The following is a 20,450-nucleotide window of genomic DNA, read 5'->3' on the forward strand; positions in this document are numbered from 1 at the left end:
TACATATCTACCACAAATCGGATGAGTATGTATGATTTTGTTATACATATAGAAGTTACCTGACATGTAAACCAACAAAACGCATTAAATCAACAAGAAAACAACTAAATTTGTAAAAAATATAAAAATGCCAAAAATATCATTTGAAGATTGGAAAAATAGTATGTCGTTTATGATTGATGATGATTTTGATAATAATTTTCTACTATCAATCGAACCATTAACAAATTATATTAATGCAAATTGTAATCGTTTCTCAAGTCCAGAAGAATTATCCATCTTCTTGACTGAGGCAGATAATTTTTCTCCAGTAGAAAAATTGAAAGCTTTTGTTTCTATAATTGGACTTTCCGAAGAAAGACTGAAAAGAGTAGTTTCTCTTTTGAGATATCGTTTTAATGGAGAGGAATTTAGAACCGAATGGGACGTTAGGAGAATTAGTCGAACTATTCAAAATAATGTAGAATTTCGCATTCTTCTAATTGAATTTTTTATAAACGGGAGAAATTCAAGAATCGGTGCTGAAATTCCTCTTTATTATATGCGAAATTTCAAGCTTAAAGAAATTGACTTCATCGAAGATTTAAGAGATTACAAATATGTTGAAAGAATTTTGAACGATAATGAAATTCAAGACAAGTATTCAAACAAAGTTGGAGCTCACGTTGAGAAGATTATCCAATCGAGACTTGATAATTACAAAATCAATAATAATGCTTCTTTAAAATATGAACTTCAAAAAGAGTTTCCTCTTCTAAATAAAAACATAGATTTTCTGCTACCTGGTGTTGACGCTCCAATAATTTTAATAGAATCATCTTATAACATAACCACTGGAAGCGGTCAATCAAAAAGAGCCGACCAACTTGTAGAATTCTATGGTGCTTTAATGCGACATAATGCAAATCATCGAGCAAATAAAATTATTATGCTGAATTACTGTGATGGTTTTGGATGGGTTGGAAGACAAAACGATTTACATAGAATTTATGATGCAAGCGATTTTGTATTTAATCAAAGAACTCTCAATGTACTTGATGAAGTTTTGAATGAATATTATCCCAACCCATAAATTCGAAATTTATAGTTTCTACTATTTTTGAGGCAACAAATTCCACCACAGGGACGGCGACTGTATTTCCTAACAAATCGAAAGCATCGTACTCTTTTGTTGGAATTTCGTACCATTCTGGATAACCGAACAGTCGTAAACCCTCACGAATAGTCAATCTTCGCAAACCATTTCCGTCTGGAACTGCTAATCGAGAAACATCTGTTGCTACTAAAGTTGGAGCAATGTCTTTTGGGTCAAGTATTTTATTTATTTCAAAACTCAATTTTCCAGTTACAATATTGTAACCTTTAGGTTTGGTTTCGTCATATATCCGTGACGTTGAAATGCCATTTTCTGTTTGAAGCGTGACCAACTTCTTAGGATGTTCAAATTTCAAATATCCCTTTTTAGTAAGATCTTCTAATAAGATTTTTAATTCAGCTTTTGGTAAATCAATAAACGTATTTATTTGTTCCAAAGTCAAAGCCATTCCATCCATCCAGTCAATTCCGATTTCAACAGCCCATTGTTTTTTACGTCTTTGCTTAAACAATTTGTTCAGAATTTCAGCTTGCTGTTTAGATACACTTCCTTTGATCTCAATATCCCAACTATGAATATTGTTATCGCCACCTCGTTTGTCTTTTATAGATTTTCCGTACAAATCTTCAAATGGAAAATGAGCCAAAAGTTTGTCTATAAAATCGGATTTTAATGTTGGTAAATCTTTTTCTAAAACACTTTCCAATGATTTAAAACGTGGCTGATTTCCATTCAAATCAATTTTTTCATCTTTTGTACCAACAATGAAAATTCTTTTTCGAGATTGAGCCAACCCAAATTCTAAACTGTCAAAAACTTTCCAACTTGTTTTGTAACCTAATTCATTTTCGAGAGTATGTAAAATAGTTTTTAGTGTTCTGCCTATTTCATCACTTTTGTTTTCTAAATCGTGCTTTACCAATCCTTCGACATTTTCAAGAATAAAACCATAAGGCTTTTTCTCTCTCAAAATTCTTTCAATTTCAAAAAACAAAGTACCTCTTGTATCTAAGAAACCTTTACGCTTTCCACCTGCACTAAAGGGCTGACAAGGAAAACCACCTAATAAAAAGTCAAAATCAGGAATAAATTCATTACGAATTTCAAAAATGTCACCCGCCAAAAACTCGTGACCAAAATTGTGCATTAATGTTTTTACAGCATAAGGTTTTATTTCTGAAGTCATTACACATTCTGTCTCCATTCCTAAATCTTTAAATGCTTTTTCAAAACCTAAACGAATTCCACCAAGACCTGCAAAAAGGTCAATAAATTTTACAGTATTATTTTTCATTTTGCTTTTTTTTATAAGGTTCATTTGATTCTGCAACCATCAATAATTGACTTTCATAATCTTCAATTTCAATTTTTTGACAACCTATTACAGTAAGACATTGCAACAAAAAAGTAGCGCTAAAACAACCACGACTGATTTTGCTGTCAATGCTTGCTTTGGTTTCTTCAACTCCAATTTCATTCAATAGTAAAACTAAATCTGTATTTGACACACCACGTTTGACTAATTCTGACTTTAGTAATCGTTTTGCTTTATCATCCCAGTTTGACATAATTCTATAGATTTATATTGCAATATTAGATAATTATTGTCATATATGCAAATAAAAAGGCGGAAATAAAAATACGGCAGGTGACACATGTCTTGCGCCATTTGCGAATTTAGTAGAATTACCGTTTTTATTCGTATTTTAGTTTAGCGCGAAAATACGCGTCTTCGTAAGTCGCAAACTGCGTAGGGCGCGAGAAAGTCAGGCTGTGAAAAAACCTCTTTTTTCTACAATAATCATTAAATTTTATGATAACACAACTTAAATAAAGCCTTCTAAGAAGGCTATTTTTTTAGGCAGTTGATTTAATTTGGATCAAAAGGAAATCTGTATTCGGGTTTAAATATTTCGTTTTTAGCAAAAGCAAGACTTTTGCCTTCTATGGTGAGTTCCACTTTAGAAGTTTAGTAATTAAATCGGGAACGCCAAGTATTTTGATACTGCGTTTGATGTTGTAAACCAACAATATTAAACTGTGTTCTCCATTTACTTTCTAAAGTATTGTCAAATTGGTGTGATTATTTCTAATTCTCATTTTATCTGAAGTAATAATTTAATCTAAACTAGTAGAAAATAGGTGATTACGAGGAATTCCAGTGATGTGTTGCATATTTAAATATACAACTTTTCTTCTTTTTTATTTGACATTATGTGTTATATTTGATTCAAAAAAATGTTAGTTTTTTCACAGACTGCCGCTGGCAGCAATTTTTTTCAAGAACGTCTATCATTTAATCCGATCTGTGATATTATAGTATATTTGCAGTACGACATCTCATACCATAATTATGAATAAACAAATTAATAGTTTGGAAAAGCTTTCTCTTTCGAAAATCAAGGAGATTATTTTAAATGTATTAGCAAAAGAAGGATATAAAAACTTGATTAGCGATTCGACTAATTTAATAAATAGTGATACTAAGGAAGGTTTGTCAACTTTTTCGACAGCATTTTATGTCTATCAAAAAAACCTTTCCGGAAGTAATGTTGAATTGAAAGAGCTTCAAGATAAAATAAAACTTGCGCACAAATCATCTCAGCCACATTTGATGATTCTAATAACTGGCTACAATATTTCAGGATCAGTACAAAAAAATCTTCGTAAGTCCTTCGAATTTAGTTTTGATATAATTCATCGCGAAACTTTAATTGAATTAATTTCTGCACATTTTCCAAATTTTTGGATGTATGAAAATTTCGATTTGGTAGCGTACGAAAAGTATTTTCTGGAGGATATGGTTGAGAAGTCAGCACTTCTTAATATTCAAGGTTTGGAAAGTAAAGCAAAAAAACTGCTCGATATATACATTAAGCCAAGGATCTATGAGATCAAAAAAGATTTAGAAAGTAATAAGTCTCAACTTAATAAAGTTAACGAAGCTGAAATAATGCGGCGAGGTAAATCCTGTATTATTGAAGGTGATACGGGCTCTGGGAAAAGTACATTATTGAAAGAAATTGGACGTTTACAGATACAAGAACAAAAAGACTTAAAGACGCTTCCTATATTTATCTCTCCAATTTTACTCTATGCCTCTAATTTTGATATTGTAACAGCTGCAACAAAATTACTGCACGGAAAAGTTGAAGGTGAATGGGAAGAAATACTTAAATCGTACAATCTAACACTTCTAATTGACAATATTGATGATTTCGAAGAAGGCGAACAGAAGCAGGTTATCGACCAATTGAACGAATTAAATGAGTCTGGCTCTATACGGTATGTGCTCAGTACACGATCCATCAAAGCTGGAAAAATTAGCACATTGTGCGCGGACGTCAATTTTTTTCAAATCCGTAAATTCAATGATCTTCAAATTAGAGAATTTGCATTTCGTTTTTTTAATAATGCAGGAATTACAAGCAATTTAATTGAAGCTCTAGAGGATAACAGGATATTGCAGAAGTTACCTCTAACTCCACTTTCGCTATCGTTAATCGCCCTTGTCTACGAAAAAGAAAACTATGAAATCCCCGCGACAATTTCCGATATCTATGACAATTTTAACCAACTAATACTCGGAAAATTAACCGCTACGAAAAGATTCGAAATAATAAAATTTAATTTTAGAGAACGTATATTATCTCTTTATGCTTTAGAAATTTTACGACACAATAATGGTCGACCTTACACGAAAAGTGCTTTTTTGAATTTTTTAAAAGAATATTTTCAGGATAAATCGAGTGATATAGCTCCGGAAGTTTTAGACGATTTTTTGTCGTTTTTTATTGAAAGCTCGGGAATCTTAAGAATGGAGGAAGAACAATATGTGAATTTTTCTCATAAATCATTCTTAGAATATTATGCTTCTCTTGAAATATTTAAGCACAAAAGAGAATTAGAATCTGATTTGGTTGAAAACTTTCTAGATTTAAGTTGGCAAAATGTAGCCTTATTTTACGGTGGACAGTCGAAAGATATGCCAAATTTTTTGCGTGAAATTTTAACTAGAATAAAGAGAGGAACAACAGTAGAAGAACATAATAACGCAATTCTAGGATTGGGGTATTTGTTGCAAGCCTTATATCAAACCGACAATAAGTTGAGACGAGAGGCTGTTGATATAGCGCTGGATCAAAGCTTGATACTCCATGAGTGGTATAAAAAAATTATTATTGATGGAGAAGTTTTCTTATTCAAGAATATGAGCTTGCCCGCATTGTCAATTTTCAACATGTACTTTTTCTACCTGAACTTTTTATCATCAACGCTCAATGAACCCCTTTCACAAGCGTTTCAAGGTTTATTGGAGAAATACAAACAAGATAATCAAACGAACATAGGTTATCAGCTTTTAACAATCGCTGCCATTTTTCATTCAAAAAAATTCGGTGATTCATCTTATTTGAAAACATTGTTTGATGAGACAAAGCTATTAAAAGATCCTTATCTGGTCACAATTGCAGATTTTGCTTTGTACTTTGATAGTGGCGCAGAACATAAAGTGATGAAACAACAGCTACATCAAGTTTTTTTAAAGATGAGTGATGTTACTAGAGATCTAATAAAGTTGCCTGCAAGCAAATTAAGATTTTCGCCGCTGGACTCAATTGAATCAAGAAAAAAAGTCACAATCATTACAGAAGGTCCCACAGATGCAGAAATTTTAGAACATGCTTTCACAATTCTTACTGATGGGAAGATTCCATATTGGAAAGTCAAGCCTGCTGGAAATAAGAGCGGTGGTGCGAATGAAGTAAAATTTCTTCTTGATAAGTCAAAACCTTTATCAGGTGAAAACGAGTTTATTATTGGAATTTTTGACCACGACACTGAAGGAATAAATCAATTTGATGGTCTGCAATTTGATTTTTACGAAGATTTTACTAGAGTAAAGCAAATGTCTGGCGCAAATATTTTCGGTATCAAATTACCCGTACCCAACTTTAGGGAAGAATACGTTCGTCAAGAACGAGAAAATTTTTACTTGGCAATCGAACACTATTTTGAAGATTCGATATTAATTGAAAATGACTTAGTTAAAGCTTCCGGAGTTCCTGGATTATACAAGATCAAGGATTCAAGTGGGGTTAAAACGAAATTCGCTAAGAAGATCAAATTGTTGAAGAATCCATTGGATTTTAAAAACTTCATTCCACTTTTTGAAACTATTGACAAAATTTCAGGAATTCAGGAAACAGATTACTACGCGTATATTTAAGTTTCTTGGGCGACTTAAAAGTACGTAAGCCAGTAGCATCAAAACAAAACTGCTGCAAACAGCCTGTAACCGCAATCGCGAAGTTTTCGGTAACCAGAAGTTGTAGTTTTACGAAAAAAGTCTATCCTTAGCAAACTGAGAACTCAGTTTGCTAAGGATACGCGACTGTCGGTTACAAGCGACACATCAGGCTGTGAAAAAACCTCATTAATCAACAATAATAATTAAATTTTACGATATCACAACTTAAATAAAGCCTTCTTAGAAGGCTATTTTCTTAGGCAGCTGATTTAATTTAGAACGAAAGGAAGTTTGTATTCGGGTTTAAATACTTCGTCTTTAGCAAAAGCAAGACTTTTGCCTTGTATGGTGAATTCCATTTTAGAAGTTTGGTAATCAAATCGGGAACGTCCAGTATTTTGATACTGCGTTTGATGTTGTAAATTAACATAATCATACTGTGTTTGCCATTTATTTTCTAGAATCCTGTCAAATTGATTTGAAAGTTTCTCAATCTCGCTTTGTATGAAGTAATGATTTCTTATAAACTAGTAAAAAATAGCTGATTGCGAGCAATTCCAGTGATATGTTGCATATTTAAATATACAACTTTTCTTCTTTTTTATTTTACATTATGTGTTATATTTGATTCAAATAAATGTTAGTTTTTTACTGACTGACGTTACAGGCAAGTTTACTAAAAAATGGAAGAATTCAATAACCTAAATAATAAATAATGAACGAATTTCTTTCTAAAATAGAAAATTTTATATTCGATATACTTGGACTTGTTTTAACTGGCTTTATATTCCTTGGTACTTTAATTATTCCTTTAGCATTCCATCCATCTCAAAGCAGCGAAACACTAACAGCAACAATATGACAATAGCAAAACAAACAATAATAGCATTGACTATCGCAGTTTTAGGACTGACAGCATGTAACAATTCAAGTCAACAGCATAGTCCTCAAAGTAAAAAATCAGTGACTGACACTCTTACAGCTGTTGATGATGTTATAAATAAATCAAACAACGACTCCAACACCTCCGATTATACTTCTTTTCCTATTGACAGCACTTTATCAGTCAAAGTGTTGACCGTGGGTACATTTCACAGTGATGAAGTTTGGGATAACGCAGATAAAGAAAAATGGTTCGGACTTTTTCAAGGTAAGACAGGTTATTACCTTGCAGAAACGAAGCTGAAAACTAAAAGAGTTATTGATCCAGTTGTGGACGAGGATGAAAATGAAAAGACTGGTTGGGAAGTTAAAACCGTAAACAAAGACACTTCAATTATTTTAATTCAAGCTTTAAAATATTTGTCACCTCATAATGTTCAACAAGCCATTCTACCAAAAGAAAAACTCTTTCCTGGCGATACCTTACGAATTAACTATTTAGGCATCAACTACCAAATATATGCAACAGGAAGTAAAAAGAAAGTGCAGGACGACCCAGAGTGGTTTAGCGTTCGGAATTACAAACTTTATTTAACAGCCACAATAAACGGACAACAACACAAAAGTCTTCTTGTTGCCCAACCAAATTTTGACGAGCAAATGGCAGAACTATTATTTGCAGGTGATATTGACGGGGACGGAATTCTAGACTTGATAATTGATACTTCAGGACATTATAATGCAACAAATCAGACAATTTATTTGTCAACACCTGCGAACAAAACAGAAGTAGTGAAACCAATAGGAGAACACACAACTGTTGGATGCTGAAAGAATTGCTGTGGCTAAAACGAGTTTGGCAAAAGTGGCGGTTCAATACTCCGCGGGTACAGTTGTGATTAATCAAAGTTTTGGTCTCCACATCAACATTTGAGGTAAAAATTGCCACATTCGCCAAGCCTAAAACCGTCAGCAGTCCGTTTCGGTCAGACAGCTAAAAATAAAACCTTTAAACGTGATGAAAAAGCTTCCACTACTATTATTTCTATTGATTTATGTTACTGTATTTTCACAAACCAAAATTAAAAAAGATACTTATACTTTTCTAGTCACAGAAGTAAGCGGGGATTTAAATAATGACAATTTAATTGATAAGGTAATAGTCACCCAAGATACTATTAATCGAAATTCACCTTATAAACTTCAAATTGTTTTTGCTCAACCAACAGGTGGATTTAAATTAATCGCTACTTCAACCAAAATAATTGCTCCGCAATTCCCTAATGGAAGAGATGGATACCGAACAGGTGATGGATTTATGGATATTACAATTAATCAAGGAGTGATTAATGTTAATTTTGGATTGTTAAGAGGACACTTTGAACATAAATTCAGATTTCAAAATAGAAACTTTGAATTAATTGGTTTCTCATCAATATCATCTGATTGACACGGAACAATTTACACTACAGACTTTAATCTTATAACGGGTATTAGAATTGAAAAAACAGAAAATTTTGGAGAACAAGACGATAAGCTTCCGACTAGTTTTAAAAAGAAAATACTCATAAGGCCTTTACCGAAAATTCAAGACGTTGAACCATATGAAAACGAACTGTACTAAAAATCCCGACTACACGGATATACAGTAAATTCCATCATATGTAGATAGCGCGGTCTTGCATTAAGTGCCTAAGAAGCTGAGCAAATAATCAAAGCATAAAAGGCGGCAGTTTTAAATTTTTTATAATCCTGTGAACGAAAAAAATTCTAATAATTCTAGAGGATAATTATTTTACCTCAGCCATTATTTATGTTGTAGTAGATTATGACTTACAGCTAATATTATTAGATTTTTTTTAATGTTTCAATGGAGCATGCACAGAATACAATTCTGAGTTATCCATAAAGAGTATACATTGATATTACCGAGCGATCAAATTATTTATAAAAATTAAATGTTTACTGCAACGCTAACATTTATTGAGTATTCCAATTTTCATCCCATTTACCTAAGCTATCAACGAGTGATAACAGCTGTTTCGCTTTTTCAGTTATACTATAAATTATCTCTAACGGAGTCGTATTCATTTTCTCTATCTTCTCTATTAAATCATTATCAATCAAATTATTAATTCGTATTGCTAGAACATTTTCAGAAATTTCAGGAATGCTTTTAGTTAATAATGAGAATTGATTACTTCCTTGAGAAACTTCATATAATACCATCATCAACCATCGTTTACCAATCAAACCAAGAGTGTCATTTACGCTGCATCTATCCGACAATATTCGTTTATTGAGTTGATTGGTAGAACTTTCTTTAATTTTATTTATCATTTCAGTACTAATAAAAAAGTGAGTTATTGTGAATTACAGACAACCAAAATATCTTTGAAGTAAATATAAAAAAATAATATTCATGGAAATTATAAAAGTATTGTTACCAATTGTTACTGATGATTTTGAAAATACAGTAGACTTCTATAAAAAAATAACAGGAAAAAATGTCTCATTGGCAGCAGCCCACGATGGGTATCAACTGAATTTAGTGGATCATTTTGTTATATTGGGTGCTTTAAATGAGCCTGAAGCACTAAAAATTCCTAGCTTAGTAAATGCCATATTTATAGTTGATAATTTGGATGTTTATTGGGAAATAGTTGAAAAAGAATCAAAAAGAATAATTATTCCTGTTAATAGAGTAAGTACCGGGGTTCGTTTTATAGTTGAACAAAACGATGGTAAAATAATTGAATACCTTCAACTTAATGAATAGTAATTAACATAGCTAGTGTTATATGGATGCTTGTCCCTTCAATCGCATCCATATAACTGAAACAAGAAGAATAAAACAAGGTTTTTGGAAATTACTAAATTTTTCGAATTTTGAGAAAGAAGAAGAAGAACTTGTAATAGATAATTTAAAAACATTTAGAGACTTAGTTGAAAAAATAATTATAGAGAAAGAAAAAAAGCAATGTTTAACTGCCATTTAATTAGCTTTAATTAAGCGGAACTATTGTTCGTATTCCTAGAGCTTTTAGTACCTTTTAAATGGATCAAATTTATGGGATAAATAACAAAAAGACTAACCAAAAAGCAAAATTCTCGCTGAAAATCATATACTTGCACCCTGAAAATTAACAACTACAACGATAGCAATCACTTAAAACGTTAAAGTAATAAATCCGTTTTGAGATACTACTCTTATAAAAATCATCTTTCGTATTTTTGCATTTCTCAACTGCAAAACAAAAATTTTGATTCGATTAAATTTCATTGGTAATTTTAGAGCGCAAGGAAAAATAAAAAAGAGTTTTAGGAAAGCAAAAGCTTCTTATTTAACTCGCATTCGTTGGGCGGTCTCTTCCTTCTATTTCGGGATGGGTTTGTGCTTTTCTACATGGGCGAGCCGAATCCCAGACATAAAAGTGGCCTTGGATTTAAGTGCTGCTGATTTGGGAAATATATTACTAGCATTACCACTTGGACAATTGACCATGATGCCTTTTGCAGGTAGACTAGTGACTCGCTACGGAAGCCATCGTTTGGTATTGTTCTCCTTGGCTATGTACGGTGGTTTTTTATCTCTTATGGGGTATGTGTCCACTCCTTGGCAATTAGCCTTTGGTTTGTATTTATTTGGAATGTGTGGTAACATGAACAGTATCGCCATCAACACACAAGGAATTTATACCGAGAAATTATTCAATAAAAATATCATGACCTCATTTCATGGTGTTTGGAGTTTTGCTGGATTTACTGGAGCATTGGTCAGCATCGGAATGTTGTCATTCGAAATGACCCCTTTTCAACACTTTTCGATTGTAGCAGTGATTGTATGTTTGCTCATTATTTTTAATTATAAATTCTTAATCAAAGCCAAAGAATACCCGAAAACAGGCGAAAAGAAAAAATTATTTACAAAACCCGATCCCGCTTTGTTGTCACTGGGAATCATCGGTTTTGGATGTATGGCGAGCGAAGGAATCATGTTTGACTGGAGCGGTGTATATTTTGAAGAAGTTGTCAAAGCACCTGGCCCACTGATTGTTTTGGGTTATACCTCATTTATGATTATGATGGCAACAGGACGCTTTTTGGGAGACGGATTGATTACCAAATACGGACGTAAAAAAGTCATCCAAATAAGTGGCTTTATGATTTCGATAGGATTATTTACCGCTGTTCTTTTCCCAATTCTTATTCCCGCAACCATTGGTTTTATGCTTGTTGGTCTAGGTGTATCGACGATTGTGCCTACACTGTATAGTGTAGCAGGTAAAACGCCTCATATTCCTCCTGGCGAAGCTATTGCAATGGTAACGAGTGTGAGTTTTCTCGGCTTCTTGATGGGACCCCCCGTAATTGGATATATCGCAGAATTATTTGGATTGCGATTCTCCTTTGCCTTCATTGGAATATTCGGACTTATCATTGCCTTTTTGGTTTCGCGAGTTAAAGCACTGCAATAACATCATTATAATCCATTCGAAAATAAAAATATTAGGATCTCTAAATAAAAAGTTTGAGTAGGAATACCAAAATCGTACCGATCATAAAATCTTTCTCGGCGATTTTGTCATAGACATCTTTGCTGAACATATACAATTTAGATGGTTTTTTGGAACCGGCAACTTTTCGTTTATCATCAAGCGGAACAATATAGGGCTTGCTCAATGTTTTCTTTCTAAAGTTTCTATTGTCTAGTTCGATATTCAGTAAAATCTGAAAGGCGGTTTGCAATTCGTTTAAAGTGAATTTTACAGGAACCAAATCAAACAAAACTGGTTCGGTTGTGATTTTGTTTTTTAAATCTTCAAACGAATCGTTTATAATCAAATGGTGATCAAAACCAACTTCTGGCAATGACTCTACAGGAAACCATTGCAAATCGCTCCCTTCGACCAATTCTATATGATCTTGTGGCATAGTTAAGTAGTAGACCACAGTGATCGTTCGCGCTTCTGCACCTTGGCTACGCACCCATAACAAATCCTTATCCGACTTTACTCGCTTGTGACTTCCGTAGGTTCTAAATTGCTTTTTATTGGTAAAATGATCTTCAGAAATGTCTTTTAAAATTTTATCTGCAGATTGTCCCAAGCTATTACTCTTAAACACATTCTCGCCCGGAATGATCCAATCATCAATTACAGGATAATTCTCATTGTAAAGATTTAAGCTGCGCTTTTGAAGTAAAACATTTAGATTATCGGGTCCTAAACCAAATATCACACAGTCTACCGATAAATTATTTATTTTTCTAAAGTCCATGATTGGGGATTCACTTTGGCAATATTTTGCACATAACACAAATATAGCTGTTTTTAATTATTTTATCAACCAATAAATCCTTTTAGCACGCATTATTATGGGACATTTTCGAATATAATTGCGTATTTTTAACGTTTTAAAATTCATTGTAAAGTTTACTCATGGCGAAATCTTATTATCTAAATGCTGAAAATCTAACACTACTGCCTAAAGATGTTGCTATCCCATCATACGATAGAAATCAAATTAACACCAGTATTTTACACATAGGCGTAAGTAACTTTCACCGATCCCATCAAGCTTATTACGTACATGAGTTGATTGATAAGTACAAAGAACTAAACTACGGAATTTGCGGTGTTGATTTATTGGAGTCCGATCGAAAAATATATAGTGTTTTAAAAGATCAAGACGGACTTTTTACACTTTACACCAAAGAAAATAACGGTGCTCATAAAGCAAAAATAATAGGCTCAATTGTCGAATATTTTTATGGACCTGAAAACCCATTGGCCGTAATCGAAAAGATGGCCAATCCGAATATCGAAATTATCTCTTTGACGATTGCAGAAGATGGTTATCATCTAAAAGAAATTACAGGGGAGTTTGACATCAACCATCCTGCAGTGACCGAAGATATTAAAAACCCTTTTAGCCCTAAAACCGTTTTTGGATATTTGACACAGTCATTTAAATTAAGGAAACTAAGAAACCTACCGGGTTGCACCATTTTGTCCTGCGACAATATTAAATCAAATGGAGATACAATGAGGCAGTCGCTATATAATTATGTAAGCAAGACAGAGCCAGATCTTTTGGATTGGATTAAAGCCAATACGAGCTTTCCCAACACGATGGTCGATAGAATTACACCTATCACAAATTCAGCAGATATTCAGACGCTTAAAGAAGATTTTTTTATTGATGACCAATGGCCGGTCGTTTGCGAAGCTTTCTCACAATGGGTAATCGAAGATAAATTTATTCATAGCAGACCTGTCTGGGATAAAGTAGGCGTGCAGTACACAGACAATATCACACCGTTTGAAAACATGAAATTGCGTCTGTTAAACGCCAGTCATACTATTCTAGGTATTCTAGGGACTTTACATGGATACAAAACAGTATACGAGACCTCAAAGGACGAAGATTTTATGCTTTTTCTTAAAAAATTTCTAGATAACGAGGTAACCCCAACACTTACCGACTCTGACAAAGAAAGAATTGAGAGCTATAAAAAGAATTTAATTTTTAGGTTTCGAAATCCACATATCAATGACCAATTATTTCGTATCTGTCAAGAGAGTTCTGCTAAGATTCCGTTGTTTGTATTGCCTACCATAAATCATCAATTAGCAAATGATAAGAATGTTAAAAGTGCAGCATTTATTATTGCCGCCTGGGCAAAATACAATGATGGTGTTGATGATAATGATCATCCGTATGACATTATAGATACCAAGAGTGGTACTTTGATTAGAACCGCAGCACTTTCGATACAAAACCCTTTGAAGTTTATCGAAATCAAATCTATTTTTGACGATCTAAGCACCAAAGAAGATTTTGTTACTCATTATCTCGAAGCACTAAGTTTGCTAAGAGAAAATACAGTGAAAAGTTCCATTCAAATGTGGAATGTCTCTTAGAAATTAGTTCGAAAATTACACTTTACTGCATAAAAAAACTTCATGATGGCTATCATGAAGTTTTAACGACAAATTCTAAAAAAGTTCAAGTTAAAAATTGTAATAATTTGAATTAATAATACTTGCAAAAACAAGACTATTTTAAAAATATAACCATTAAGAAATTAAGAAATACTTTGACGAAATACTCAAAATTCCTTAATGGAGAAACATCTATATTATATCGTAGAAGCTTCGATTAAGAAACTGTCTTTCCCATTAATTTATTGATTTCCGATTCTTCAATTTTTGGATTTGCTCCCTCATGGCTTGCTACCAAAGCACCAATTGCACAAGCGTAATCAATCGCCTCTTGTGGATCTGATTTTTTGACCAACTTATTGATTAGTGTTCCTAAAAATGAATCTCCTGCACCTACTGTATCGGCAACCGTGATTTTATATCCAGCATTGGAGTAAAACTCTCCTTCAAAATACAAGATAGCTCCTTTACTTCCCAAGGTTACACATATACAATCTGTATTGGTTTTTTGAGCAATAAACAAAATAGTAACCTCTAATGTTTGAGAATCTGAACCAAGTAAGCCAGCGATTTCGAAAATTTCGTCATCATTGAATTTAATAAAATTGGCTTCATTCATCAAATGTGACAATACATCTGCGCTGTAGTAAGGCTTGCGTAGATTAACATCAAACACTTTGTACTTTGCTACTTTTAAAAGCTCGTATAATGTGGCTCTAGACACTAAATCTCTAGAAGCCAAACTGCCGTAAACAAATACATCAGATTCTTGAGTAAGTTCAATCGCAGCATCTGTCAAGGCTATTTTATCCCAAGCACGTGGTTGCATAATATCGTAAGAAGCAGATCCTGACTCATCCAGCACTACTTTTACTTTACCAGTTTTATAATTGGCATCAAGTTGAACCCCTTTGGTTTCTACATTGTTTTCTTTCATAAAGTCAAGCAAAAGCTCTCCTTTTTGATCAACTCCAACACTACTAATTACCGCTACTTGATTTTGCATTGATTGCAATCTAACAGCTACATTAAGTGGTGCTCCTCCAATTTTTTTATGAGTTGGAAATTCATCCCATAAAATTTCTCCAAAACAGGTTGCCTTTATCATCATTATTTACTTAAAGATTTGCTATTCAACTCTACTACACACTTTTTGACCCCAAAAGATACAATATCTTTGTAAGATTTTGCAAAAGCATCTACAAAAACATCTGATTTACTCAAGTTTCCAAATACAGCTTCTAGCTCTAAAAATGCTTTTGGATTGGTTTGTGCCAATTTAGCCTGTGCAAAAAGTATCTCTTGCAATGCATCTTTGATGTTGATTGCCTCGTTTTTCTCATTGTAACCTAAACTATAGATGGCCCAAGCCGCGATCACAAATGATGCATGACTTACTGCTTGATCACCTTTTAATTGTTCTTGTACCGTTGGTAAAATAAACTTAGGGATTTTGGCAGAACACTCAGAGCAAATTCTATCAATTTGATCTTTGATGTAAATATTGCTAAAACGATTAATCAAAGTTTGTTTGTAGGCTGTTAAGTCCATTCCGTCTAGATCACGAAGAATTGGCGTTACCTCAACATCTAAATAATTAGCTAAGAAAGTTCCAACTGCAGGATCTGTCACCGCTTCATCAATAGTAGCATACCCTAACAAACTTCCTAGAATCCCAACCACAGAGTGACCTGCGTTTAACAATCCTAATTTCATTTTTTCAAAAGGAGCCACATTTTTTACAAATTGAACGCCAACAGCCTCCAAATTTGGTCTACCTGCAATAAAGTCATCCTCTATTACCCATTGTTGAAAAGATTCGCAAACCACTGGCCATTGATCTTCTATGCCCGATACTTCTTTAAGTTCAGCAATATCAGCAGGCATAGTTGCAGGTGTAATTCTGTCAACCATACTGTTTGGGAACGAAACATTACTTTCGATCCAAGCTAATAATTGCGGTTCTGCAAATGCCACATACGACAAAAGCATTTTTTTGGTTACATGTCCGTTACCTTCAATGTTATCACATGAAAGAATAGTTACTGCACCTGTATTTTGTTCTTTTCTTAATTTTAATGCTTGCGTTAAATAACCGAAGATTGTTTTTGGATCTTCTGGGTTTTTACTGTCGTGAATAATTTGAGGATTATCCAAGTTAAACTCACCAGTAGCTTCATTTAAATTATAACCGCCTTCAGTAATTGTTAGAGTTATAATCTTAACGTCTGGATTTGCCATTTTTTCGATTACCGCCTTAGGACTATCTGGAGCAAATAGATATTCGACGATTGATCCTATTACTCTTTTTGTCAATGTACCATCAAGCTCTTTTACAACCAGTGTATACAAACCATCTTGATCCTTAAGCGTATTGTATATTTTTTGATCAAAAGACAATAAGGCTACTCCACAAATACCCCAATTTGAGTTGGATTCGTCGTGTAATAATTGATCTAAGTACATGGCTTCGTGCGCTCTATGGAACCCACCAACACCAACATGAACAATACCTGCTTTTACATTTGATCTGTTGTATCTTGGCACAGAAACCCCCGCAGTAAGTTCTTTCAAACTACTGTTATTTAATTTATGATTTGTCATGATTACTATTTTTTGCTTTCGATTTTTTGAAACAATACGGCTAAGATGATGATAGCTCCTTTTACAACTTGTTGCGGATAAGAAGGAACATTAAGAAGATTTAATATATTACCTATTAATCCCAATATTAATACACCCATAAGTGTGTTTACTGCATTCCCTTTACCACCATTAAGACTTGCACCACCAATAACAACAGCTGCAATGGCATCTAATTCCCAAGAAAAACCCATGTTTGGAGAACCTAAATTGGTTCTTGAAGCGGTGATAATTGCGGCAACAGCAGCTAAAGAACCTGATATTGCATATACTAAAAACTTATATTTACTTACTTTTATTCCAGATAAACGAGAAGCTTCCTCATTACTACCCATTGCGATTACCAATCTTCCAAACACATTGTATTTTAACATTACTGCAGCCAAGGCAACGATAATAAAAAATACGATTGCAATATTTGGAACAAATAAAGTAGAGTTATTTGCAAAATCAGACATAAATGAACCTCCTGGAGAATTGAAAGTTACAGGAGAACCTTTTGAATAAATAAAACCCAAACCTCTAGCAATCGTCATTAATGCTAAAGTTGCAATAAATGGTGCCATTTTTTGATAGGCTACCAAATACCCTGAGAAACTACCCAGAGCGAATCCTAGTACTATCGTTAATAAGATAGCAACAGGCAAAATCACCACATTTATTAAAATGGCAAAAGTAACGGCTAATAGAGCTACAAGTGAACCAACTGATAAATCAATACCACCGGTTAAGATTACAATTAGCATCGCAATACTTACTACCCCGATTCCCGATACTTGTTTTAATAAATTTGAAAGGTTGGTTTCTGTAAAAAAAACATCCGATATGAAGGCTGAAAAAATTACTAGAAGAAGAAAAATAAAGATCGTATTGTGCTTAATCACAAACTTCAATATTCCGCCTAAACCATTTGCTTGTTTATTTATAGATGTATTCATTTTTTATATTTTTAATGTTATTAGTGTTTATTCTTTTAATTCTTCGCCAATAGAATATCTTAAAATATTTTCTTCAGTGAATTTCTCTTTTGGCAATTCGCCAAATATAGATCCTTTGTGCATGACTAGAATTCGGTCTGCAATTCCCATAATCTCAGGCATATCTGAAGAAATAACAATAACACCAACTCCTTTTTTTGCAACTTCATTTATGAGGTTATATATTTCTATTTTCGCCCCAACATCAACCCCTCTTGTTGGTTCATCAATAATAATTAACTTACTATCAATACTCAACCATTTTGCCAGCGCAACCTTTTGCTGGTTACCACCAGATAAGTTTTTAACGTCAACTTCACTGCTTGGCGTTTTAATATTTAGTTTACTTATCAAACCACGAACATTCTCACATTCTTTTTGATTATTGATAAATCCTAACTTACTTGAGATAGGTTTAAAACTAGTAATACTGATATTGCTTCTAATCGAAAGTGGTAAAAACACTCCTTCTTCCTTTCTATCTTCAGACACAAATCCAATTTCATGCTTGACAGCATCAAAAGGCGAATCAGTTTTGATTATTTTACCGTTTAGAATTAAGGTCCCCGATTTCTTTTTATCGGCACCAAAAATAAGTTTTGCCATTTCGGTTCTTCCACTACCTCCCAATCCTGCAATTCCTAAGACTTCACCTGGATGAACAGAGAATGAAACATCTTTTACAAAACCATCACTCCCAAAAAGGTTTTGGACTTCAAAAACCGGAGCTAAATCTTCTCTTGCATCACGTGTTGGATACAACTCATCTAAATCACGACCAATCATCAATTTTATTACATTGTCTTTGGTAATATCTTTGGTAGCCATACTACCGGTATCTACACCATCCTTAAGAACTGTGATGGTATCGGCAATCTTAAATATCTCATCCAAATGGTGTGAGATATAGATAATTGACATTCCTTCACTCTTTAACCTTAATAAATTTGCAAATAACTTTTTGGCATCATTAGGGTCAAAAACCGTTGTTGGCTCATCTAGAATCAACACCTTTGTATCTTCAGATAATGCTTTGGCTATCTCTACCACTTGTTTTTGAACGATGCTTAAGTCTCTCACTTTCGCACCAGCATCAATAACAAAACCCAAAGAGTCAATTAGTTCCTGAGCATCTTTGGTGATTTGTTTCCAATTCATCCAAAATTTACTTGCTCCTAATTTGTGTAGGTAAATATTTTCAGCAACTGATAAATCATTTACCAATGACAATTCTTGATATACAACACTAATACCTAATACTTGTCCGTCGTGTGTGTTTTTTGGATTAATTTCTACGCCGTTAAGCAAAACTGTTCCATTATCTCTTTGATGAACACCACTTAGGATTTTTACTAAAGTAGACTTCCCTGCTCCATTTTCCCCGAGCAATGCGTGTATCTCTCCAGGCTTGACTTTTAAATTTACACCTTGCAAAACAGAAACTACCCCAAAACTTTTGGTAATTCCGATCATTTCAACTCGGTACTCACTTTTCATATTTTCCATACTACTTTAGTTTTATTATCCCTCTGGGTGAAATTATTAAACAACATAACTTACACCCAGCGGGTTTTTATTAGATTAAAACAATGCTTTTGGGTCGTAATATTTAGCTGCATTTTCCTTTGTAATTAACAATGGCGGTGTAAACGAAATTTTAGAAAAATCTCTTTTACCATTGATATATTGAATGGCAGCTTCAACAGAATTGATTCCGATTTGCACAGGGCTGTTCATTGCAGTACAACCGTAAAAATCAGTATCCATAATGTATTTGATTGCTTCTTTTTGACCGTCTGCACCAGCAACGATTAAGATATCATCTGTTTTTCCTGCTTTTGCAATTGCTTTTATCGCACCTAATACACATACATCAGATTCTGTAATAACAACATTCACATCTGGGTGTGCTACCAATACATCTTCCATCGCTTTTTGCCCACCTGCATATGTCCACTCTGTGTAAGCTTGTGTAACTACATTAAGGTTGATATATCCTAAAGTTCTCAATTGTTCCTCTGTAATACCTTGTAACAATCCTTGTTTGCGTGTTTTACCAACTGGGTTTCCAGCATTACCACTCAACAAAGCGATATTCATTTTTTTACTTCCGAATTTTTTGGCAGCCCATGCTCCAGCTAATTCACCGTTTGCTAAATTATTTGATTGAATTGTAGTTACAAATTCTGCAGATGGGTTGATAGAACTGTCAATAATAAATACTGGAATTCCAGCTTTTGCAGCTACTTTAGTAACCTCAACCAATGCGTCTGGATCTTTTGGGTTTAACAATAAAGCATCAACACCTTTTGTTATTAAATCTTCACAAGCTGCAATTTGCTTGCTGATATCACCTTGACCGTCTGCTGACAAAAACACCATTCCGTTTGCCTCTGTAGTTTCTTTTATACTTGTCAAAAGTGCTTGGTAATATGGTGCATCCAATGATGGAGAACAATATCCAATTTTCAATCCTTTTAAGTCTTTTGCACTTTCGAATTTCATTCCAGCACTTGGCGTTGCTACTGCATCACCTTCAGCAGTTTTTTCTTTATCGATACAACTAGTTGCAGAGGCAACAATTGCCAACATCAATAGTGGCTTAACCATTCTTTTTAATAATGTTTTCATATCTTGTAGTTTTGTTTGTTAATTTA

The 20,450-nt window shown here is 33.6% G+C and carries 16 protein-coding genes; 7 read left to right on the forward strand and 9 right to left on the reverse strand.

Annotated features, from left to right (window positions below; translation table 11 throughout):
- Positions 1–127: 127 nt before the first annotated feature.
- Positions 128–1,072, forward strand: coding sequence for a DpnII family type II restriction endonuclease (locus LXH21_RS04525; protein ID WP_239863037.1), 945 nt, complete (start codon positions 128–130; stop codon positions 1,070–1,072).
- Here LXH21_RS04525 and dcm read toward each other — a convergent pair.
- On the reverse strand, positions 1,026–2,390 hold the full coding sequence (gene dcm / locus LXH21_RS04530; protein ID WP_239863038.1) for a DNA (cytosine-5-)-methyltransferase: 1,365 nt from the start codon (positions 2,388–2,390) through the stop codon (positions 1,026–1,028). The genes LXH21_RS04525 and dcm overlap by 47 nt on opposite strands.
- Positions 2,380–2,664: a DUF6471 domain-containing protein gene (locus LXH21_RS04535; RefSeq protein WP_239863039.1), complete on the reverse strand. Its 285-nt coding sequence runs from the start codon at positions 2,662–2,664 to the stop codon at positions 2,380–2,382. The genes dcm and LXH21_RS04535 overlap by 11 nt, the downstream gene beginning before the upstream one ends.
- 785 nt (positions 2,665–3,449) lie before the next feature.
- On the opposite strand from LXH21_RS04535, the gene LXH21_RS04540 reads away from it, so the two are divergent.
- The 3 genes from LXH21_RS04540 to LXH21_RS04550 all read left to right on the forward strand — a co-directional run bounded on the left by LXH21_RS04540 (position 3,450) and on the right by LXH21_RS04550 (position 8,676).
- Positions 3,450–6,323, forward strand: coding sequence for an NACHT domain-containing protein (locus LXH21_RS04540; RefSeq protein WP_239863040.1), 2,874 nt, complete (start codon positions 3,450–3,452; stop codon positions 6,321–6,323).
- A gap of 879 nt (positions 6,324–7,202) precedes the next feature.
- A complete protein-coding gene (locus LXH21_RS04545; RefSeq protein ID WP_239863041.1) occupies positions 7,203–8,057 on the forward strand; it encodes a hypothetical protein in 855 nt (284 codons plus the stop codon).
- A gap of 187 nt (positions 8,058–8,244) precedes the next feature.
- Positions 8,245–8,676 carry a hypothetical protein gene (locus LXH21_RS04550; RefSeq protein WP_239863042.1) on the forward strand — a complete coding sequence of 144 codons (432 nt, stop codon included), beginning with the start codon at positions 8,245–8,247 and terminating at the stop codon, positions 8,674–8,676.
- A 530-nt stretch (positions 8,677–9,206) separates the two neighbouring features.
- On the opposite strand, the gene LXH21_RS04555 is transcribed toward LXH21_RS04550, so the two are convergent.
- Positions 9,207–9,566 (reverse strand): winged helix-turn-helix transcriptional regulator, encoded by a 360-nt coding sequence (locus LXH21_RS04555; protein WP_239863043.1) that lies wholly within the window; start codon positions 9,564–9,566, stop codon positions 9,207–9,209.
- A gap of 82 nt (positions 9,567–9,648) precedes the next feature.
- Here LXH21_RS04555 and LXH21_RS04560 point away from each other — a divergent pair, with 82 nt between their 5' ends.
- Positions 9,649–10,005, forward strand: a complete 357-nt coding sequence (locus tag LXH21_RS04560; RefSeq protein ID WP_239863044.1) for a hypothetical protein — start codon at positions 9,649–9,651, stop codon at positions 10,003–10,005.
- Between the two features lie 484 nt (positions 10,006–10,489).
- Complete coding sequence (locus tag LXH21_RS04565; RefSeq protein ID WP_239863045.1) at positions 10,490–11,704, forward strand: MFS transporter; 1,215 nt, start codon at positions 10,490–10,492, stop codon at positions 11,702–11,704.
- 40 nt (positions 11,705–11,744) lie between these two features.
- Here the strand turns inward: LXH21_RS04565 and LXH21_RS04570 are convergent, their stop codons facing one another.
- The gene (locus LXH21_RS04570; protein WP_239863046.1) at positions 11,745–12,506 is read right to left on the reverse strand and encodes an NrtR DNA-binding winged helix domain-containing protein; all 762 of its coding nucleotides are present in this window, start codon (positions 12,504–12,506) and stop codon (positions 11,745–11,747) included.
- A gap of 161 nt (positions 12,507–12,667) precedes the next feature.
- Here LXH21_RS04570 and LXH21_RS04575 point away from each other — a divergent pair, with 161 nt between their 5' ends.
- Positions 12,668–14,152 carry a mannitol dehydrogenase family protein gene (locus tag LXH21_RS04575; RefSeq protein ID WP_239863047.1) on the forward strand — a complete coding sequence of 495 codons (1,485 nt, stop codon included), beginning with the start codon at positions 12,668–12,670 and terminating at the stop codon, positions 14,150–14,152.
- 238 nt (positions 14,153–14,390) lie between these two features.
- Here the strand turns inward: LXH21_RS04575 and LXH21_RS04580 are convergent, their stop codons facing one another.
- The 5 genes from LXH21_RS04580 to LXH21_RS04600 all read right to left on the reverse strand — a co-directional run bounded on the left by LXH21_RS04580 (position 14,391) and on the right by LXH21_RS04600 (position 20,424).
- Entirely contained in the window at positions 14,391–15,284 is an 894-nt protein-coding gene (locus LXH21_RS04580) for a carbohydrate kinase family protein (RefSeq protein ID WP_317208778.1), read from the reverse strand.
- Positions 15,284–16,777, reverse strand: coding sequence for a mannitol dehydrogenase family protein (locus LXH21_RS04585; RefSeq protein ID WP_239863048.1), 1,494 nt, complete (start codon positions 16,775–16,777; stop codon positions 15,284–15,286). Before LXH21_RS04585 ends, LXH21_RS04580 begins: the two co-directional genes overlap by 1 nt.
- Positions 16,778–16,782: 5 nt before the next feature.
- On the reverse strand, positions 16,783–17,754 hold the full coding sequence (locus tag LXH21_RS04590) for an ABC transporter permease (protein ID WP_239863049.1): 972 nt from the start codon (positions 17,752–17,754) through the stop codon (positions 16,783–16,785).
- 27 nt (positions 17,755–17,781) lie between these two features.
- Positions 17,782–19,299 carry a sugar ABC transporter ATP-binding protein gene (locus LXH21_RS04595; RefSeq protein WP_239863050.1) on the reverse strand — a complete coding sequence of 506 codons (1,518 nt, stop codon included), beginning with the start codon at positions 19,297–19,299 and terminating at the stop codon, positions 17,782–17,784.
- 75 nt (positions 19,300–19,374) lie between these two features.
- Positions 19,375–20,424 (reverse strand): substrate-binding domain-containing protein, encoded by a 1,050-nt coding sequence (locus LXH21_RS04600; protein ID WP_239863051.1) that lies wholly within the window; start codon positions 20,422–20,424, stop codon positions 19,375–19,377.
- Positions 20,425–20,450 lie beyond the last annotated feature (26 nt).

Origin of the sequence: Flavobacterium algicola (assembly GCF_022399565.1) — a bacterium.
In the GTDB taxonomy this organism is placed as follows: Bacteria; Bacteroidota; Bacteroidia; order Flavobacteriales; family Flavobacteriaceae; genus Flavobacterium; species Flavobacterium algicola.

Excerpts from the sequence above, each read along its gene's own strand:
- LXH21_RS04595 (WP_239863050.1), bottom strand. The coding sequence starts at position 19,299 with ATGGAAAATATGAAAAGTGAGTACCGAGTTGAAATGATCGGAATTACC.
- LXH21_RS04555 (WP_239863043.1), bottom strand. The coding sequence starts at position 9,566 with ATGATAAATAAAATTAAAGAAAGTTCTACCAATCAACTCAATAAACGA.
- LXH21_RS04600 (WP_239863051.1), bottom strand. The coding sequence starts at position 20,424 with ATGAAAACATTATTAAAAAGAATGGTTAAGCCACTATTGATGTTGGCA.
- LXH21_RS04575 (WP_239863047.1), top strand. The coding sequence starts at position 12,668 with ATGGCGAAATCTTATTATCTAAATGCTGAAAATCTAACACTACTGCCT.
- LXH21_RS04570 (WP_239863046.1), bottom strand. The coding sequence starts at position 12,506 with ATGGACTTTAGAAAAATAAATAATTTATCGGTAGACTGTGTGATATTT.
- LXH21_RS04580 (WP_317208778.1), bottom strand. The coding sequence starts at position 15,284 with ATGATGATAAAGGCAACCTGTTTTGGAGAAATTTTATGGGATGAATTT.
- LXH21_RS04545 (WP_239863041.1), top strand. The coding sequence starts at position 7,203 with ATGACAATAGCAAAACAAACAATAATAGCATTGACTATCGCAGTTTTA.
- LXH21_RS04590 (WP_239863049.1), bottom strand. The coding sequence starts at position 17,754 with ATGAATACATCTATAAATAAACAAGCAAATGGTTTAGGCGGAATATTG.
- LXH21_RS04585 (WP_239863048.1), bottom strand. The coding sequence starts at position 16,777 with ATGACAAATCATAAATTAAATAACAGTAGTTTGAAAGAACTTACTGCG.
- dcm (WP_239863038.1), bottom strand. The coding sequence starts at position 2,390 with ATGAAAAATAATACTGTAAAATTTATTGACCTTTTTGCAGGTCTTGGT.
- LXH21_RS04560 (WP_239863044.1), top strand. The coding sequence starts at position 9,649 with ATGGAAATTATAAAAGTATTGTTACCAATTGTTACTGATGATTTTGAA.
- LXH21_RS04535 (WP_239863039.1), bottom strand. The coding sequence starts at position 2,664 with ATGTCAAACTGGGATGATAAAGCAAAACGATTACTAAAGTCAGAATTA.
- LXH21_RS04540 (WP_239863040.1), top strand. The coding sequence starts at position 3,450 with ATGAATAAACAAATTAATAGTTTGGAAAAGCTTTCTCTTTCGAAAATC.
- LXH21_RS04550 (WP_239863042.1), top strand. The coding sequence starts at position 8,245 with ATGAAAAAGCTTCCACTACTATTATTTCTATTGATTTATGTTACTGTA.
- LXH21_RS04525 (WP_239863037.1), top strand. The coding sequence starts at position 128 with ATGCCAAAAATATCATTTGAAGATTGGAAAAATAGTATGTCGTTTATG.